Genomic DNA, 18742 nt, shown 5'->3' with positions numbered 1-18742 from the left:
CCCATGTCCCGTCTGGAAATCCGTCAGCTGCGCAAGTCGTTCGAAGGCGTCGATGTCATCAAGGGTATCGACCTGGTGGTGGAGGATCGCGAGTTCTGCGTGTTCCTCGGGCCTTCCGGTTGCGGCAAGTCCACCACGTTGCGCCTCATCGCCGGGCTGGAAGAGGCCGACGACGGGCAGATCCTGCTCGACAGCGACGACATCACCGATAAGCCAGTGGACAAGCGCGACCTCGCCATGGTGTTCCAGAGTTACGCGCTGTATCCGCACATGAGTGTGCGCGAGAACATGTCGTTCGCGCTGAAGCTGGCGAAGATGGACCAGCGCGCCATCGACGAGAAAGTGGCACGGGCGACGAAGATCCTTGCGCTGGAGCCCTATCTCGATCGCAAGCCCTCCGCGTTGTCCGGCGGGCAGCGCCAGCGCGTCGCCATCGGCCGGGCGATCACCCGCGAGCCCCGCGTGTTCTTGTTCGACGAGCCGTTGTCCAATCTCGATGCGGCCCTGCGCGCGGCGACGCGCCTGGAAATCGCACGCCTGCATACCGAGCTCAACGCGACCATGGTCTACGTCACCCACGATCAGGTGGAAGCGATGACGCTGGCCGATCGCATCGCGATCTTCAACGAAGGCCGTATCGAACAAATCGGCAAGCCGATGGCGCTCTACCACAAGCCCGTGAATCTCTTCGTCGCCGGCTTCCTCGGCATGCCGCAGATGAACTTCTTCCGTGCCACCGCGCAAGGCGGCACGTTCCGCCTGCCCGGCGGCAACGCGCTGACTGTGCCCGGCGCCGAGGCGACCGGCGAGGTCACCCTCGGCATCCGCCCGGAACACCTGCGCGTGTGCGACGACGACGGCGCTGGCGACACCGTGAAAGGCATCGTGTCGGTGGTCGAACGGCTGGGCAGCGAGACCTACGCCTATGTCGATGTGCCAAACATCGGTTCGGTCACGGTGCGCGCCGAAGGCGATTTCGAGCGCCGTGCGGGACGCGAGATCTGCATCCGGCTGGACCCGACCCACGCGCATGTGTTCGACGCCACCGGCGTCGCCATCCATCATCCGGCAAGAAACTGACCATGGCCGTCTCCCTCCACCCCGCTTCGCTCGACAGCCTTCCCCAGGGCGTCGATGCACCGTCTTACGATCGCGCGGGGATCACCGCCGGCATCGCGCACATCGGCGTCGGCGCGTTTCACCGCGCGCACTTGGCGATGTACACCCATCACACGCTGTCCGATCCGGCCATGCATGCATGGGGCATCCTCGGCATCAACCTGCTGGAACACGATCGTCCGCTCGCCGAGGCACTCAAGGCGCAACAGGGCCTCTACTCCGTCAGTGAGTTCGATCCACGTGGCGAGCGCCGCACCCACGTGGTCGGCGCCATGGTCGAGTACCTCTATGCGCCCGACGACGGCGCCCGGGTGCTCGAACGCCTGGCCGACCCGGCCATCCGTATCGTCTCGCTGACGATCACCGAAGGCGGTTACCTGATCGACGAGCACGGCACGTTCCGCCTCGACGACGACACGGTCGCCCACGATCTCGCCCATCCGGACACGCCCCGCGGCGTGTTCGGCTTCCTCGTCGGCGCCCTGGCAAAACGCCGCGCGGCCGGCGTAGCCGCCTTCACCGTCATGTCCTGCGACAACCTGCGCCACAACGGTGCACAGGCGAAGAAAGCCGTGCTCGCCTTCGCGCGGGCCCGCTCACCGGAACTGGCGGCGTGGATCGACCGCGAGGTGGATTTTCCCAACGGCATGGTCGATCGCATCACTCCCGCGACCACCCCGTCGGTGCGTGACGAGCTCAATGCGGCCACCGGCCTCGACGACCGCGCGCCGGTGGTCTGCGAGGATTTCATCCAGTGGGTGCTGGAAGACCGCTTCCGCCAGGGGCGCCCGGCGTGGGAAAACCACGGGGTGCAGATCGTGGATGACGTGTCCGCGTACGAAGACGCGAAGATCCGCCTGCTCAACGGCTCGCACCAGATGCTGTCGTACCCGGCCTTCCTCTCGGGGCATCGCCGCGTCGACGTGGCCGTCAAGGACCCGCTGTTCAATGCCTACCTCACCGATTTCCTCGACGAGGACGCCGGCACCTGGCTGACATCACTGCCCGGCATGGACCTGGGACCCTACAAGAAGAAACTGCTGGACCGTTTCAGCAACGCGTCCATCGCCGACCAGCTCGACCGCCTGTGCCTGGACGGCGGATCGAAGATCCCCGGCTTCCTCGGCCCCACCATCACGGCCTGCCTGGAGAACGGCAAGGACGCGCGCCGCCTGGCCTTCGCGCTGGCGGCGTTCGACCGGTATGTCCGCGTCGGCAAGGACGATAACGGCGAGGGCTACCCCCTTCGCGAGCCCAACGCCATGCGCCTGGTGCAGCCGATGATCGACAGCGGCTCGAAGGACACCCTGATCGAGAGCGTCGAACTGGTGGGGCCGCTGCCCGCGCGGGATGAGCGTTTCCGTCGCCAATACGACATCTACGTGGACGCGCTGGCGCAGCAAGGGGTGCGCCGTACCCTGGAGCAGCTGGACGCCCTCGTCGACTGAGGGTTCATGGCGCACTCTCGGTGGCTTCACTTCGCCGAACCTACGGTGGCTAGCCTTATCCGTAGCGAAGTGGAGTCCACCATGCCCTACAACCCGACCAACCCGCAGCCGCCGTTCGCCGAGCCGGGCAAGAACCGTCCCGAGGACGAGATCCGCCAGCCGGGCAGCTACAAGCCCGAGCGCGATGCGGACCCGGAGCCGCCGGTGAACGACGATCCCATCGAACCGCTGGAACGTTGACGATACCGAGGCGCCGTGAGGCGCCTTTTTTTTGGCTCTTCGCGAATGACCGGGGCGTGTGCCGAAGCAGAAGCAGAAGCAGAAGCAGAAGCTAGAGCTGCGGTCGCTCGTATGGTGCGGCGATGAGGAGCTGGGTGGTCACACTCTGCGCTCGGGCAGCGGCCACAAGTGGCCGAACTCGCTCAGAGCGTAACCACCCAGCTCCTCTGCGACCACAGAGGCAACCGGGATTGGAAAAGCAAAGCGTTGGCGACCTCGTGCGGCCCGCCTGGAGATGCCACTCCGTCCGACGCCGCAAGCTTTGCTCTCCCGACCAGTCAACTCAGTCGTCAGGGAGGTGTCGGGTGATTATCCTCTGAGCGAGTTCGGCCGCTTGCGGCCGCTGCCCGAGCGCAGAGGGTGATCACCCGACGCCTCCTCCCCGATATCGCACGAGCAGCGGCTTTAAACCCAATTACCACGCCACCCTCCCGCGGTTAGGCGTGAACAGCCTTTTTCCGTTTGTGATCGCTAGACTTCTCTTATGAGCCCTTCCTCCAAGAAACCCACGGCGCGACGCAAGGCATCGCCTGGCATGCGGCCCACGGTCAGCCCCGCGCCCACGCCCGCCGCGCGCCCCGCGGATGCCTCCACCACGGCCGAGCGCGTGCTGGCGTTCCTGCTCAAGGGCCTGCCCCCCGCGCGACGCGAGAAAGTCCACGCCTACCTCGTGCTCACTCGCATGGATCGCCCCATCGGCGCGCTGCTGCTGCTGTGGCCGACCTGGTGGGCGCTGTGGCTGGCGGCCCGCGATTTCCCGCCAATCGGCCCACTGGTGATCTTCACGCTGGGCGTGTTTGCCATGCGCTCCGCCGGTTGCGCCATCAACGACTATGCCGATCGCAAGCTCGATCCGCAGGTGGCCCGTACGGCCGGGCGCCCCATCGCCAGTGGACGCGTCGCGCCTCGCGAGGCGCTTTACGTGTTCGCCGGGCTGCTGGCGTTTTCGTTCGTGCTGGTGCTGTTCACCAACACGCTGACGATCCTGCTGTCGTTCGGCGGTGCCGCCCTCGCGGCGCTCTATCCCTTCACCAAGCGCTACACCAACCTGCCGCAGGTGGTGCTCGGCGCGGCGTTCGGCTGGTCTATCCCGATGGCGTTCGCCGCCGTGACGCATAGCGTGCCGCCCGTGGCCTGGCTGCTGTTCATCGGCAACATCCTCTGGTCGGTGATCTACGACACCGAGTACGCCATGGTGGATCGCGAGGAAGACATCAAGGCGGGGGCGAAGTCCACGGCGATCCTGTTCGCCGACGCGGACCTCGTCATCATCGGCATCCTCATGGGCACGTTCCTGCTGGCCATGCTGCTGGTCGGCACGCGATCGGGGCTGGGCTGGCCGTACTGGCTGGGCCTGGCGGTGACCACCGGCCTGTTCGCCTGGCAGCAGTGGACCATGCGCCATCGCGAGCGGCAGGCCTGCCTTACCGCGTTCCGCCAGAACAACTGGGTCGGCCTCGCGCTGTGGGTGGGCATCGTGCTGGCGCTGGCCCTACGCGGGTAAGGGCGTTCGCGCCAGCGCCCAGACATCCACCCGGGCCACACCGGCGTCGGTCAATGTGCGCACGCATTCGCCAAGGGTGGCGCCGGTGGTCATGACATCGTCGACCAGGGCGACATGGCGCTGGGACGGCACGCGCCTTACATGGAACGCACCGCGGATGTTCGCCGCACGCGCGGCCGCATCGAGGTCGGTCTGCGGCCGGGTCTTCTTCACCCGTTGCAGGACGTCATGTCGTACGGGTATGGAAAGCCGTCGACCCAGATGACGCGCCAGCTCCATCGCCTGGTTATAGCCGCGCGAGCGCAGGCGTGAACGATGCAGCGGCATGGGCAACAGCAGATCGGGCGTCGTCGGCGGGCATCCGGTGTCGAGCCAGCATTGCGACAGGACGCGTCCGGCGACGAGGCTGCCTGCGAACTTGAAGCGGCGCTCCAGTTCGTCCAGCGGCCAGGTGTAGACGAAGGGCACCCACAGGTCCGCCCAGGGGCGATCGCCCTGCAGGCACGTGGCGCAGGCCGGAACGGAGGTGGGGAGGGGCTGTGCGCAGCGCCCGCAGCAACTGTCGTTGCGCACCAGGCCGGCATGACAGGCCCGGCAGAGCGCGCGCCCGGTCTCGCTTGGCGCCTCGCAGACCAAGCAGCGCGGCGCCAGCAGGAAGCGGGGCGCCGCGCTCAGCCAAGGTAGGAAACGGGACGCGTCCATGCGTCGGCGGGCGGGTCAGTCGCGACGGCGGAACATGGCCGCGTCGACGATGGACCACAGGTGGATGATCCAGCCGAGCCAGATGATCCAGAGGACCGCGGCCAGCACGAACATGATCAACGCCTTGAAGACGCGGCCCTGGACGAGCTGGCCCAGGCCGGGAATGAAGAAACTGCAGATAGCGGCAAGGACGTTGCCGCCGCTGCCTTGACCGGTGCTCATGGGAAGGCCTCCTGTAGGAATGACACCATGGTAGGCGGGTTGCGTGAGGTTGGGTTGAAAGCGCCACCCCGCCGTTAAGCTGCGGCTTGGCCCGGGCCACCGTCAACTTTACACAGGCCACCCTGGTTGACAGTAGGGGCAGGCCTTTCCACACTGCGCGCCTTCGCCCCTGGAAGCCACGCCATGACCGCAGCCCTTCGCCACGACTGGTCCCGCGACGAGGTCGAGCACCTCTTCGCCCTGCCCTTCAACGACCTGTTGTTCCAGGCCCAGGGCGTACACCGCCAGTATCACGATCCCAACGCGGTGCAGGTGTCCACCCTGCTGTCGATCAAGACCGGCGGCTGCCCGGAGGATTGCGCCTACTGCCCCCAGGCCGCCCGCTATGCCACGGGGGTGAAGGCCGAGAAGCTGATGAGCGTCGAGGCCGTGGTTGCCCGGGCGCAGGCCGCCAAGGATGCCGGCGCCAGCCGCTTCTGCATGGGCGCCGCCTGGCGCTCACCGAAAGACCGCGATGTGGCCAAGGTGGCCGAGATCGTCGGCGCGGTGAAGGCGCTGGGGCTGCAGACCTGCGCCACGCTGGGCATGCTCAGCCAGCCGCAGGCGCAGACGCTGAAGGCCGCCGGGCTGGATTTCTACAACCACAACCTGGATACCTCCCCGGACTATTACGGCGAGATCATCCACACGCGTGAGTACCAGGATCGCCTGGACACCCTGGAGAACGTGCGCCATGCCGGCATGAAGACCTGCTGCGGCGGCATCGTGGGCATGGGCGAATCGCGCGCACAGCGGGCCGGCCTGCTGATGACGCTGGCCAACCTGCCCGAGCATCCGGAGTCGGTGCCCATCAACCGCCTGGTCCAGGTGCCCGGCACGCCGCTGGCCGGCACCGAGGCGCTGGACCCGTTCGAGTTCGTGCGCAGCATCGCCGTGGCGCGCATCCTCATGCCCGCATCGGTGGTGCGCCTGTCGGCAGGGCGCGAGTCGATGGACGACGCGCTCCAGGCACTGTGCTTTGCCGCCGGCGCCAACTCGATCTTCTACGGCGAAAAACTGCTGACCACAGGCAATCCGGACGTGGAACACGACCGCCGCCTGTTCGAGCGCCTCGGCCTGAAGCCTATGGAGGTGGACATCGAGCCCGGCACGGTACACGCGGACATCGTCGAACGCGCCGACGCGGCGTGAGCCAGCCGCAGCTCCTCGTTCGCCTGGAAGCCGCCCGCGCGGCGCGCGAGCAGGCGGGCCTGCTGCGGCGCACGCGCACCTGCGAGGTGCGCGGCGGCTCGCGACGGCTCGTCGACGGACGCGTGCTGGACGACTTCTGCGGCAACGATTACCTCGGCCTGGCCGGGCACCGCGATTTGGTCACCGCCATGCACCGCAGTGCCCTCGCCGAGGGCGTCGGCACCGGAGCCGCCCATCTGGTCTCGGGCCATCGGGGCGAGCACGCGGCGTTGGAGGAAGAGCTGGCCGACTGGACCGGCCGCGAACGCGCCGCGCTGTTTTCCACCGGGGTCATGGCCAACCTGGGGGCATTACAGGCGCTGCTCGGCGCGGGAGGGATGCCTTCGCCCGGCAAGCCCACCGCCCTCTGCGTGCAGGACCGGCTCAACCACGCCAGCCTGCTGGATGGCGCCCTCCTCGCCGGGGCGGACCTGCGGCGATACGCGCACGGTGATGCGGCATCCGCCGGACGTCAGCTCGACGCCTGTCCCGGGCTGCCGGCATTGCTGGCGACCGATGGCGTGTTCAGCATGGATGGCGACGTCGCGCCGCTGGCGGACCTGGCGCAGGCCTGCAGGGAGCGTGGCGCCACGCTGTATGTCGACGACGCGCACGGCCTGGGCGTGCTCGGTCCCGAGGGTGCCGGCTCCGTTGCCGCCGCGGGCCTGGACGCCAACGACGTGCCGGTGCTGATGGGCACGCTGGGCAAGGCCCTGGGCAGCGCCGGGGCGTTCGTGGCCGGCAAGGCCGAGATCGTCGAGGGCATCGTGCAGTTCGCCCGCTCCTACATCTACACGACGGCCATGCCGGCGGCGCTGGCAGCGTCCACGCGTGCCGCCCTGCGCCTGGTACGACAGGACCCCGAAGGCCGACGGGCGCGACTGGAAGACAACGTCGCCCGGTTTCGTGAGGGGGCCCGCCAGTTGGGCTTGCCGGTGATGTCGTCGCGCACCGCGATCCAGCCCCTGCTGATCGGCGGCGCCGGCGACGCCATGGCCGCCGCGGCCGCGCTGGAAGCCGCGGGCTTCCTGGTGGTGGCGATCCGTCCGCCGACCGTAGCCGCGGGTGCCGCCCGCCTGCGTATCACGCTGTCGGCAACCCATACGCCTTCCCGCATCGACGCCCTGCTGGATGCCCTGGCGGCGCTACCCCGCGCGCGGGAAGACGTGGCCGTATAATGGACGGCCGCACGTCCCCTGCCATGCCCATGTCGATCCTCAATATCTCCGCCTACAAGTTCGTCGCCCTCGACGATACGGCGGCGTTGCGCGCGCGCTTCGTCGAACGCTGCGACGCGCTCGCGCTGAAGGGAACGATCCTGCTGGCGCCGGAAGGCATCAACCTGTTCCTGGCCGCGCCGCGCGACGCCATCGACCGCTTCCTCGCCTGGTTGCGCGAGGACACCCGCTTCGCGGACATCGTGCCGAAGGAAAGCCTTTCCGATGCCCTGCCTTTCAGCCGCATGCGCGTGCGCCTGAAGAAGGAAATCATCACCATGCGCGCGCCGGCTATACGCCCCGAAGCCGGGCGGGCGCCGCACGTCATGCCCGCCGACCTGCGCCGCTGGCTCGACCAGGGCCATGACGACGACGGACGTGACGTGCTGCTGCTGGACACGCGCAACGATTACGAAGTGGCGGCGGGCACGTTCGAGAACACGATCGACTACGGTATTGCCAGCTTCACCGCCTTCCCCGCGGCCGTGGCCGCGGATCGCGCCCGCTTCGAAGGCAAGACGGTGGTGTCCTTCTGCACCGGCGGCATCCGCTGCGAGAAAGCCGCGATCCACATGGCCGGCATCGGCATCGAGCATGTCTACCAGTTGGAAGGCGGCATCCTGAATTATTTCGAGAAGGTCGGTGGCGCCCACTGGCGTGGCGACTGCTTCGTGTTCGACGACCGCGGCGCGGTGGACCCGACCCTGGCACCGAGCACACCGGCGTGACCGGCCTGCATATCGAGACCCGCGGCAGCGGCCCCGCGCCCCTGGTGATGATCCACGGCTGGGCCATGCACGGCGGCATCATGGCGCCTCTCGCCGAGGCACTGGAAGATCGCTTCACGATGTATATCGTGGACCTTCCCGGCCATGGCTACTCCCGCGACGCCGACATCCCACTGCAACCGCTGGCGTGCGCACGTGCCATTGCCGAGGCCACGCCGCCGGCCACCTGGCTGGGCTGGTCGCTGGGCGGCCTGATCGCCGTCACCGCGGCCCTGGAGTTGCCGGCACACGTACGCACCGTGGTGCCGATGTGCTCGGCACCGTGTTTCGTGCGCAGCGACGACTGGCCCTACGGCAACGATGCCGGCATGGTCCGGAAACTCGCCACGGACCTGGATGCCGACTACCGCGCGACGGTCGAACGCTTCATCGCCCTGGAAGCCATGGGCAGTCCGGACCCGAAGGCGGAAGCACGGCGCCTCAAGGACGAAGCCTTCTCGCGGGGCGAACCCGACCCACGCGTCCTCGGCGAAGGCCTGCGCGTGCTCGAGGCCACCGACCTGCGAGCACGCTTGCCCGACATGCTGCCGCCCAGCCTGTGGATCGCGGGTCGCCGCGATCGCATCGTCCATCCCGAGGCGATGCGCTGGTGCGCGGAAGCCGCCGGCGGCCAGTTCATCGAGATCGCCCACGCGGGGCATGCCCCCTTCATTGGTCATGCCGCCGCCGTGGCGGAGGCCCTCACGCACTTCACCGACGCGAATCCATGAGCGACTTCCACTTCGATCGACGCCAGGTGCGCCGCAACTTCGGCCGCGCCGCGGGCACCTACGAAAAACACGATGCCCTGCAGCGCGAAGTGCAGGCCACCCTGGTCGACCGGTTGGAGATGTACGAAGCGACGCCGAACATCGTGCTCGATGTCGGCGCGGGCACCGGCCGCGGCAGCGCCGCCCTGAAGAAGCGCTATCCGAAGGCCCAGGTGATCGCGATCGACCTGGCGCTGCCGATGCTGAAACAGGCGCGCCAGCATACGGGCTGGCTGAAGCCCTTCGGCCGCGTGGTTGCCGACGCGTATACCCTGCCCGTGCCTGACCACAGTGTCGATATCCTGTTTTCCAACCTCTGCTTCCAGTGGTGCGAGGACCTGACGCGACTGTTCGCCGAGTGCGCGCGCGTGCTGAAGCCCGGCGGCCTGCTCACCTTCTCCACCTTCGGGCCGGACACCCTCGGCGAGTTGCGCGCCGCATGGGCGGCGGCGGACGAGCATGCCCATGTCGCCCGCTTCCTCGACATGCACGATGTCGGCGATGCGATGCTGGCGCAGGGCCTGAAGGACCCGGTGCTGTTCGCCGAGCGTTACACGCTGACCTATCCGACGCCGCGTGCGGTCCTCGACGAACTCAAGGGACTGGGCGCGAACAACGCCGACGCCGACCGCGTGCGCGGCCTCACCGGCAAGCAGCATTACCGGCGCATGATCGATGCATACGAGGGCATGCGCAGCGACGGCCTTATTCCATCTACCTGGGAAGTGGTGACCGCCCATGCCTGGGGCCCGCCCGCCGGCCAGTCGCGGCGCGAAGGCAGCGGCGAGATCGCCAGCTTCCCCATCGACAATCTTCGCGGCTCCCGGCGCAAGACGCCGTTCTGAACGGCAGGGACGTCGCACAAAGCGGCATCGCGCCGGATCAACGATAGCGCGGGCAGTCGACCAGATGATCGTTGACCAGGCCGGCGGACTGCATGAGCGCGTAGCAGATCGCCGTGCCGGCAAAGCGGAAACCGCGCTCGCGCAATGCGGCGCTCATCCGGTCAGATACCTCGCTGCGCACCGGCACGTCGTGAAAACGATGCCACGCATTGACGCAGGGCACGCCGCCGACGAAGGCCCAGAGGTAGGCGCACAGTGAGCCGCTTTCCTCGATGATCCGCACGCTGGCGCGCGCATTGCCGCGAACCGAGGCCAGCTTGAGGCGGTGCCGAATGACACCGCGATCTGCCGCGACGGCTGCCATCTCGGTATCGTTCATCGCAGCGACGCGGGCAATGTCGAAGCCATGGAACACGCGCCGATAGTGCTCGCGCTTGCTCAGCACCAGTCGAAGGCCCAGCCCCGCCTGCGCACCGTGCAGGGTCAACCGCTCGAAAAGGCGACTGTCGTCATGCACCGGGACTCCCCACTCGGTGTCGTGATACTCCCGCTCGACATCGCTTCGCTCGGCCCAGTCGCACCGCATGGCCCCACCTCACGCTTCTCCGGACGAAGCGCCAGCATACGGAGACGAGCGGGCCGGCCGATGTCCGCGCCGCCTGTCACCCGCTGTGCGAAAGACAGCGGCATGACTTCCGTCGGCTGCCTATAGAAGCACGGGGCGTTTCCGTCAGTGTGTCGGTGTCACAGGCGGATACGCGGGTCTACCAGGGCAACGCATCCAGGTCGACATTGCCGCCGCTGAGCACCACGCCGATGTGGCGTCCGACGAAACGCTGGCGATGGCGCAGCATCGCGGCGAGTACTGTGGCGCTGGACACTTCGATCACCAGGCGCAACTCCGCCCACAGCAGTTTCATCGCCTCCACCGCCTCGGCATCGCTGACGCGCAGCACGCCGACATCGTGCGTGCGCAGTACCTCGAGATTGGGCTCGCCGACGAGCGTGCGCAGTCCGTCGCAGACGGTGTCCGCCGTGAACGGCTCGGCCCGGCGCCCCGTTTCCAGCGAACGTGCCGTGTCGTCCGCGCCTTCGGGCTCGGCACCGAAGAGCACGATGCGCGGATCGATCGCGTGCGCGGCGACGGAGCACCCGGCGGCAAGCCCACCGCCACCGACAGGGAAGATCAAGGTATCCACACCCGGTGCCTGGCGAAGCAGCTCGGGCACAAGCGTGCCCTGCCCGGCCATGACGCGCACATCGGCATAGGGGTGGACCAGGGTCGCGCCGGTCTCCGCTTGCAGGTCGGCCGTCATCCGTTCCCGCGCGGCGGTGCTGGGTGCGCATCGATGGAGGGTGGCGCCCGCCATGCGAATGGCCTCGACCTTCGCCTTCACCGCGCCCTCGGGGACGACGACATGGGCCGCGATACCGCGCGTACGCGCTGCCATGGCCAGCGCGTTGCCGTGGTTGCCCGACGAATGCGTCACCACGCCGCGCGCCGCTTCCTCGTCGGTCAGGGACCACACGGCGTTGGTCGCACCGCGAAACTTGAACGCACCGCCGCGTTGCAGGTTCTCGCATTTGAAGACCACGGATGCGCCGAGCAGGGCGTCCAGCCGGTCGCTGCGTAGCACGGGGGTGACCAGCGCATGCGGCGCGATGCGTGCGGCCGCGTCGCGCACATCGGCGAACGATGGCGGTCTCACGCCACGAACTCCACGCCACAGGCGAAGCGGCGTTCTTCGCCCGGCGCCAGCGTGATCAGTGGCGTGCAATCGTCGCGGTTGAACGCGTTGGGCATGCATTCCATCGGCTCGAGCGCCACGGACTTGCGTGCGTCGCGTTCGGCCGTGTCGGCCGTGAAAACCAGCATGACGCCACGCTCCTGCCACACCGCGATGCAGGCGCCCGTCGCGGGATCGCGCAGGCGTGTACGTGAACGGCCATCGGTATCCCGTTGCAGGTCGGCATACGTGTGGTTCAACTCGGCGTGGCCGATCGGGCGCGCCTGGCGAAAATCCAGACTGCGATCGGCCTTGTCCATGGCCTGCCAGGCCCGTGTCCCCGGCAGCGGGATGAAACCCGCGTCGGTGGCGATGATCTGCTCGGCCGGGACATGCAGCTCCCACGTCTCGATGGGGTTGTCCGACAACCGGAAGTACGGATGCCAGCCGAAGAAGGTGGGCGCGGTGGCGTCGCCGACATTTCGCGTGTGCGCGTCGACACGGAGGCCATGCTCGTCGAGCGTGAAGGTCACGGCGACATCCAGCGAGAACGGATAACCGGGTTGCAGGCCCGGGCGAATGACCTGCGTGCCCAGGGTGACCGAGGCGTGGTCGTCGTCGCCACCTTCCCGCTGTACGTCGAACAGCACGCCGCGAAGGAAGCCGTGGCGGGCGGCGCGGTCTGCCCCGGTCACGCCCGGCTGCAGGTCGTAGGGCGTGCCCTCGAACGTGTAACGCGAGTCGTCGATGCGGTTGGCGAACGGCGTCATGATCGCGAAGCGCGACCCCTTGTGACCGACCAGTTCGGCTTCGTCGCGGAAACCATCGGCGATGTTGCGGTGCGCGTTGCCGGCACGCGTGTCGATCGAGAGCACGGTCGCACCACGGCGCGCGATGCGGACCTCGCGATCCGCGTCGGCATCGACCAGCACGATCAGTTCCTGGGCGCCGAGGGTGGAGCGCGTCACGGTGAAACGGGGCATGGCAGGCTTCCTTTTGGGGGATCTGGCCGCATGTTAGCCTGCCTGTCTGACCAGAATATGTGTGTGCCCTGCCATGAGCGATCGCCTGGACGCCCCCACCGCCCCCATCCGCCTCGCCGATTACCGGCCCCCTGCCTGGTCGGTCGAACACACCGCACTTTGTTTCGACCTGGGCATCGACCGCAGTGAAGTGACGGCTACGCTCGTGCTGCGCCGCCGTGCCGCCGAGCCCGTGCGGCTGGATGGCGAGGGCGTGGAACTCCTGGAAGTGTCGGTGGACGGCCGTGTGCTCCACGAGGGTGAGTACACGCTGGCCCACGGCGTGCTCGAAGTGCCCGTCCAGGCAGACCAGTGCACGATCGGCACGCGCGTGGCCGTGCGCCCGGCGGAGAATACGGCGTTCGAAGGGTTGTACCTCTCGGGCAGTCGCGAGAAGGGCTTCCTGCTGACCCAGTGCGAGGCCGAAGGGTTCCGGCATATCACCTTCTTCCCCGATCGCCCCGACGTCCTGTCCACCTTCACGGTGGAATTGCGTGCCGACAAGGCGCGGTTCCCGGTGCTCCTCGCCGGCGGCAACCCCGACGGCTCGGGCGACCTGCCCGACGGCCGCCACTGGGCGCGTTTCGTCGACCCGCACCCGAAGCCGAGCTACCTGTTCGCCCTGGTCGCGGGCCACCTGGAACGCATCAGCCACGACTACACCACGGCGGAAGGCCGTGCGGTGGCGCTGCACATCTGGGCGGAGGCCGATGTCATCGATCGCTGCGACTACGCCATGGATTCTTTGATCCGCTGCATGCAGTGGGACGAGCGGACCTACGGGCGCAACTACGACCTTGACGTCTTCCACGTCGTCGCCACGCACGACTTCAACATGGGTGCGATGGAGAACAAGGGACTCAACATCTTCAACGCGAAATACCTGCTGGCCGACGCCGACTCGAGCACGGACGACGAATATCGCCATGTCGAGGCCGTGGTGGCCCACGAATATTTCCACAACTGGAGTGGCAACCGGGTCACCTGCCGCGACTGGTTCCAGCTCAGCCTCAAGGAAGGCCTGACCGTCTTCCGCGAGCAGGGCTTCTCGGCCGACATGAACTCCGCGCCGCTCAAGCGCATCGAGGACGTATCGTTGCTCCGCCGGGCCCAGTTCCCGGAAGATGCCGGCCCGTTGTCGCACCCGGTGCGGCCCTCGCAGTACAGCGAAATCAACAACTTCTACACCGCCACGGTGTACGAGAAAGGCTCGGAGCTGGTCCGCATGCTGGCCGGCCACCTCGGCGCCGACGGCTTCCGTCGCGGCATGGACCTCTACTTCGACCGCCACGACGGCCAGGCCGCCACGATCGAGGATTTCCTCACGGCGCTGGGCGAAGCCAACCACACCGACCTTTCGCCTTACCTGGCCTGGTACGGCCAGGCGGGCACACCACGACTGACCGCCGAAGGGCAGCACGACGCGTCACGGCGGCGCTACCGGCTGACCTTGCGCCAGCGCACACCGGCAGGCCCCGGCCAGCCGACCAAGCAGCCGCTCCCCATACCGGTGCGGCTATCGCTGTTCGCGCGGGACGGCAAGGCGCTGCCGTTGCGCCTCGACGGCGAGCCGGCGGCGGCCGGCATCGAGCGCACGATGGTGCTGGATGGTCCGGAACAGGTCTTCGTCTTCGAGGACATCGACGCACCTCCCGTGCCCTCGTTGCTGCGTGGTTTTTCGGCGCCGGTGATCCTGGAATGCGACTACGCGCCCGACGAGCTGGCGCTGTTGCTGCGCCACGACGCCGACGGCTTCAATCGGTGGGAAGCCGGCCAGCAGCTTGCGGGGCTGGCGTATGACGACGTCCGCGACAGCCGGCCAGGCGCTGCGGCGCTCGACGCCTGGACGACGGCGCTTGCCGACCTGTTCCACGACGCGTCGGTGGATGACGCCCTGCTCGCCGAGCTGCTGACGCCGCCGGGCGAGATCGAACTGGTGGAGCGCCAGCCCGAACGCGACCCCGACCGTATCCGCGCGGTGCGCCAAGCCATGTTGCACGCGCTGGCTACCCGCATCGGGCACGACGCGTTGCACGATCGCTACCGGTCGCTGCATGCCGCCACCACGGCGGCGCTGGATGCATCCGCGCAAGCCGGCCGGCAGCTGAAGCGTCGCGTGCTCGATCTGTTGGGGCTGGTCGATCCAGGCACCGCCACGGGGCTGGCCCGCGCGCAGTACGACGCGGCGCCGGGCATGACCGATCGCCTGGCCGCGCTGACCACGCTGGCAACCCTCGATCCGATGGCTGCAGCACCCGCCCTTGCTCACTTCCGTCAGCGCTACGCGGGCAATGCGCTGGCGCTGGACAAGTGGTTTGCCGCGCAGGCCCAGCTCCCCGGGGACGGCGCGTTCGCCCTCGTGCAATCCATCGAGCACGATGCGGCGTTCACGCTGAAGAACCCGAACCGGGTGCAGTCGTTGATCGGCACGTTCGCGCGGGCCAACCCCACCGGCTTCCATCGCGCCGATGGCGCGGCCTATCGCTGGCTGGGCGACCGCCTGGTAGCGATCGATGCGCTGAACCCGCAGGTGGCGGCACGGGTGGCCACGGCTTTCAACGGCTGGAAGCGACTCGAGCCGGTGCGGCAAGAGGCTGCCCACGCCGTGATTGCCGGCCTGGCCGCACGCAAGGACCTGTCGAGGGACCTGACTGACATCCTGGCCCGCATCGCGATGGGTTAGGCGGCGGTGGAAGCGTGACCTGCGTCACAACCTGCGACAGTGAGGGTACAAGACTGACGCACTGCGTCACTCATTGCCGAAATAGAGCGCAAGTTTGACAAAAAAATCACACTCGGGGGATGTGAACGGTGTAGATTCGCCTACAACGAAGAAAGCCGCAGCTGTCAGCTACGGCCTTCGTGCCAGTCACTCGGTTTCTGGCGCCCGGCAGCACGGTCATCCTGGATTCCCCCTGTTCCTGAGACCGCCGGGCGCCAGATCTCATTCGAACCGAATGAGGCATCCTTGCCCACATCCCGCTTCCTTCTACCAGCACGCGACCAAACCCCTGCGTTCGGTCTCGGCGCGCGTATGATCGCGCAGCGTCTGCCTGGTTGAAGTGCACCAGGAAGGAAGCACGAGGCGTGCCAAAGCCACCGAAGGCGACTGACGCTCCGGCCGGCGCAGGGGCTCCACTCGGCGTAAAATCACGGCACGTTCTGTCCGAAACCTTCCCATGCTGCATTCAGAAACCTATGACGTCATCGTGGTCGGTGGCGGACACGCCGGTACCGAGGCCGCGCTGGCTGCCGCGCGCGCCGGCGCGCGCACGCTCCTGCTCAGCCACTCGATCGAAACCATCGGCCAGATGAGCTGCAACCCGGCGATCGGCGGCATCGGCAAGGGCCACCTGGTCAAGGAAATCGACGCCCTGGGTGGCGCCATGGGCCGTGCCGCGGATCGCGCCGGTATCCAGTGGCGCACCCTCAATGCATCGAAGGGCCCCGCGGTCCGCGCCACGCGCTGCCAGGCCGATCGCGCGCTTTATCGCGCCGCGATCCGCTCGATGGTCGAAACGCAGCCCAACCTGTCGCTGTTCCAGCAGGCGGTGGACGACCTGATCCTCGTCGACGGTCGCGTGGCCGGCGTGCGCACGCAGATGGGCCTGGACTTCCATGCGCCCGCCGTCGTGCTCACGGCAGGCACCTTCCTCGCCGGCAAGATCCACATCGGCAGCGCGCAGTACGCGGGCGGGCGCGCAGGCGATCCGCCGGCCTCCACGCTGGCCGCGAAACTACGCGAACTGCCCGTCGCCGCCGACCGGCTTAAAACGGGTACGCCACCGCGCATCGACAGCCGAAGCATCGATTTCTCGCGGCTGGCGGAACAACCCGGCGACCAACCCATGCCACACTTTTCCTACATGGGCTCGGCCGCGGAGCACCCACGTCAGGTTAGCTGCTGGATCACGCACACCACCGAAGCGACGCACGACCTGATTCGCGGATCGCTGGATCGTTCGCCGCTGTACAGCGGCCAGATCGAAGGGGTGGGCCCACGCTATTGCCCGTCGATCGAGGACAAGGTGGTTCGCTTCGCCGACAAGACCTCCCACCAGATCTTCGTCGAGCCGGAAGGACTGGATACCTACGAAATCTATCCCAACGGCATTTCCACCTCCCTGCCGTTCGATGTGCAGTACGCCCTGGTGCGTTCGATCCCCGGCTTCGCCAACGCGCATATCACGCGCCCCGGCTACGCCATCGAATACGACTACTTCGATCCGCGCGGCCTGCATCCCTGGCTGGAAACCAAGGCCATTCCCGGCCTGTGGTTCGCCGGGCAGATCAACGGCACCACCGGTTACGAGGAAGCAGGCGCCCAGGGCCTGATCGCCGGCATGAACGCCGCGCTGGTCGTGCGGGGCGAGGCGCCCTGGTACCCGCGTCGCGACGAAGCCTACATGGGCGTGCTGATCGACGACCTGACCACCAACGGCACCATCGAGCCCTATCGCATGTTCACCTCACGGGCCGAGTACCGCCTGCACCTGCGCGAGGACAACGCCGACCTGCGCCTCACCGCGCACGGCTACGCCAAGGGCGTGGTGGCGGAGGATCGGTTCCGCCGCTTAGAGGCCAAACGCGACGCGGCCGAGCGCGAGACCGCTCGCCTGCGCGGCCTCTGGGCGGCGCCCGCCAACACACTCGGTGCCGCCGTACAGCGTTCGCTGGGCATTGCCGTCAGCCGCGAGACCCATGCGCTGGATCTGCTGCGCCGTCCCGAGCTGGACTACGCGTCGCTGACCGGCGTGCCCGAACTGGGTCCGCCCGTGGACGATGCCGAAGTGGCGCTGCAAGTCGAGGTGCAGGCGAAATACGCCGGCTACCTGGAGCGCCAGCGTGAGGACATCCAACGCCAGCGCCGGCAGGAATCCACCAGCATTCCCGAGAGCTTCGATTACGACCGCGTCCGGGGCCTGTCGGCCGAAGTGCTGCTCAAGCTGAAGCGTGCGCTTCCCACCACCATCGGCCAGGCCTCACGCATCAGCGGCGTGACACCCGCGGCCATTTCGCTGCTGCTGGTTCACCTCAAACGCCGCGCGGCCTGACCTGCCAGGGCATCCATCTGGCATCATCGTCCCGTCAGCAAAGGCGGGATGAGCACAGCATGCAAGTGTGGATCGGACGTAACGGCGAGCGGTTCGGACCTTATACGGACGACGAAGTCCGACAGTGGCTGAGGGACGGCACCTGCCGCCCCGACGAACTCGGCTGGCACGAGGGCATGACCGACTGGCGCGCGCTCAGCGAACTCTTCCCCGATGAGCGCCCCGCCGTCGCGCCGGGCGCGGTGCCGCCTCCACCGCCGCCCTTCTTCGGCATCCACGATGCCACCGTGGAGCCCGAGCACGCCGGTTTCTGGCTGCGCCTGGGCGCCTGGGTGATCGACTACATCGTGCTCATGGTGCCGTTCACCTTCATCAGCCTCATGATGGGCATGGGCGACGTCATCACCAGCACGTTCGCCCGGATGGAGCACGACCAGGCGGCGGCCGTTGCCGCGTATGCCGAAGCCATGCGGCCGATCTCCTACGTGGTGCTGCTGGTGGGTTTTGCCTACTACGTCCTGTTCGAGAGCTCCAAGTGGCAGGCCACGCCCGGCAAGATGGCCTGCGGTATCCGCGTCACCGACACCGCCGGGCAACGGCTGACCCTGGGCCGCGCCGCCGCGCGCAACGCCGTGCGTTTGTTGAACGCGGTGACCCTGCTGGTGCCGATGGTGTTCTACGTCACCGCGGCCTTTACCCAGCGCAAGCAGGGTGTTCATGACCTGCTCGCCAGCACCTACGTGGTCATGGGCCGCGTAGGCAGGCAGCCCCGGCCGGCCCCGCAAGGCGGCGTCGGCGGCAGCTTCGACGCCTGACCCGGATGCGCCGCCCGGCCC

Annotated in this window: 17 protein-coding genes; 12 read left to right on the top strand and 5 right to left on the bottom strand. The window is 67.8% G+C overall.

Annotated elements, in window-relative coordinates:
• Positions 1-3: 3 nt before the first annotated feature.
• From ACVKN3_RS17650 to ubiA, 4 genes are all read left to right on the top strand, one after another.
• Complete coding sequence (locus ACVKN3_RS17650; RefSeq protein ID WP_354516928.1) at positions 4-1080, top strand: ABC transporter ATP-binding protein; 1077 nt, start codon at positions 4-6, stop codon at positions 1078-1080.
• A 2-nt stretch (positions 1081-1082) separates the two neighbouring features.
• The gene (locus tag ACVKN3_RS17645; protein ID WP_354516926.1) at positions 1083-2567 is read left to right on the top strand and encodes a mannitol dehydrogenase family protein; all 1485 of its coding nucleotides are present in this window, start codon (positions 1083-1085) and stop codon (positions 2565-2567) included.
• 45 nt (positions 2568-2612) lie between these two features.
• A complete protein-coding gene (locus ACVKN3_RS17640; protein ID WP_354516924.1) occupies positions 2613-2807 on the top strand; it encodes a hypothetical protein in 195 nt (64 codons plus the stop codon).
• Positions 2808-3453: 646 nt separating this feature from the next.
• The gene (gene ubiA, locus ACVKN3_RS17635; RefSeq protein WP_354517016.1) at positions 3454-4350 is read left to right on the top strand and encodes a 4-hydroxybenzoate octaprenyltransferase; all 897 of its coding nucleotides are present in this window, start codon (positions 3454-3456) and stop codon (positions 4348-4350) included.
• Here the strand turns inward: ubiA and ACVKN3_RS17630 are convergent.
• Both ACVKN3_RS17630 and ACVKN3_RS17625 read right to left on the bottom strand, forming a co-directional pair.
• Positions 4339-5052 (bottom strand): ComF family protein, encoded by a 714-nt coding sequence (locus ACVKN3_RS17630; protein ID WP_354516922.1) that lies wholly within the window; start codon positions 5050-5052, stop codon positions 4339-4341. The genes ubiA and ACVKN3_RS17630 overlap by 12 nt on opposite strands.
• A gap of 15 nt (positions 5053-5067) precedes the next feature.
• Positions 5068-5274: a hypothetical protein gene (locus ACVKN3_RS17625; RefSeq protein ID WP_036139110.1), complete on the bottom strand. Its 207-nt coding sequence runs from the start codon at positions 5272-5274 to the stop codon at positions 5068-5070.
• Positions 5275-5457: 183 nt separating this feature from the next.
• Between ACVKN3_RS17625 and bioB the strand changes: the two genes are divergently transcribed.
• Genes bioB through bioC form a run of 5 tightly spaced genes read left to right on the top strand, consistent with a single transcriptional unit; the run spans position 5458 to position 10103 of the window.
• The gene (gene bioB / locus ACVKN3_RS17620; RefSeq protein WP_285402618.1) at positions 5458-6465 is read left to right on the top strand and encodes a biotin synthase BioB; all 1008 of its coding nucleotides are present in this window, start codon (positions 5458-5460) and stop codon (positions 6463-6465) included.
• Positions 6462-7682, top strand: a complete 1221-nt coding sequence (locus tag ACVKN3_RS17615; RefSeq protein ID WP_354516919.1) for an aminotransferase class I/II-fold pyridoxal phosphate-dependent enzyme — start codon at positions 6462-6464, stop codon at positions 7680-7682. Before bioB ends, ACVKN3_RS17615 begins: the two co-directional genes overlap by 4 nt.
• 29 nt (positions 7683-7711) lie before the next feature.
• The gene (locus ACVKN3_RS17610) at positions 7712-8449 is read left to right on the top strand and encodes a sulfurtransferase (protein WP_285403067.1); all 738 of its coding nucleotides are present in this window, start codon (positions 7712-7714) and stop codon (positions 8447-8449) included.
• Positions 8446-9219 (top strand): pimeloyl-ACP methyl ester esterase BioH, encoded by a 774-nt coding sequence (gene bioH / locus ACVKN3_RS17605; RefSeq protein WP_354516917.1) that lies wholly within the window; start codon positions 8446-8448, stop codon positions 9217-9219. The genes ACVKN3_RS17610 and bioH overlap by 4 nt, the downstream gene beginning before the upstream one ends.
• A complete protein-coding gene (gene bioC / locus ACVKN3_RS17600; RefSeq protein WP_354516915.1) occupies positions 9216-10103 on the top strand; it encodes a malonyl-ACP O-methyltransferase BioC in 888 nt (295 codons plus the stop codon). Before bioH ends, bioC begins: the two co-directional genes overlap by 4 nt.
• Positions 10104-10140: 37 nt before the next feature.
• On the opposite strand, the gene ACVKN3_RS17595 is transcribed toward bioC, so the two are convergent.
• From ACVKN3_RS17595 to ACVKN3_RS17585, 3 genes are all read right to left on the bottom strand, one after another.
• Positions 10141-10689, bottom strand: coding sequence for a DNA-3-methyladenine glycosylase I (locus ACVKN3_RS17595; RefSeq protein WP_354516913.1), 549 nt, complete (start codon positions 10687-10689; stop codon positions 10141-10143).
• A gap of 178 nt (positions 10690-10867) precedes the next feature.
• Positions 10868-11812: a threonine ammonia-lyase gene (locus ACVKN3_RS17590; RefSeq protein ID WP_354516911.1), complete on the bottom strand. Its 945-nt coding sequence runs from the start codon at positions 11810-11812 to the stop codon at positions 10868-10870.
• Positions 11809-12813 (bottom strand): aldose 1-epimerase, encoded by a 1005-nt coding sequence (locus tag ACVKN3_RS17585; RefSeq protein ID WP_354516909.1) that lies wholly within the window; start codon positions 12811-12813, stop codon positions 11809-11811. The genes ACVKN3_RS17590 and ACVKN3_RS17585 overlap by 4 nt, the downstream gene beginning before the upstream one ends.
• A 73-nt stretch (positions 12814-12886) precedes the next feature.
• On the opposite strand from ACVKN3_RS17585, the gene pepN reads away from it, so the two are divergent.
• The 3 genes from pepN to ACVKN3_RS17570 all read left to right on the top strand — a co-directional run bounded on the left by pepN (position 12887) and on the right by ACVKN3_RS17570 (position 18721).
• Positions 12887-15535, top strand: a complete 2649-nt coding sequence (gene pepN / locus ACVKN3_RS17580; RefSeq protein ID WP_354516907.1) for an aminopeptidase N — start codon at positions 12887-12889, stop codon at positions 15533-15535.
• Between the two features lie 496 nt (positions 15536-16031).
• Complete coding sequence (gene mnmG, locus ACVKN3_RS17575) at positions 16032-17906, top strand: tRNA uridine-5-carboxymethylaminomethyl(34) synthesis enzyme MnmG (RefSeq protein WP_354516905.1); 1875 nt, start codon at positions 16032-16034, stop codon at positions 17904-17906.
• 59 nt (positions 17907-17965) lie between these two features.
• Positions 17966-18721, top strand: a complete 756-nt coding sequence (locus tag ACVKN3_RS17570) for an RDD family protein (protein WP_354516903.1) — start codon at positions 17966-17968, stop codon at positions 18719-18721.
• Positions 18722-18742 lie beyond the last annotated feature (21 nt).

The sequence above is a fragment of the Luteibacter sp. PvP120 genome (genome assembly GCF_054055715.1).
Note: the sequence above shows the minus strand (reverse complement) of the source record. Positions and strands in the feature narration are given on the sequence as shown.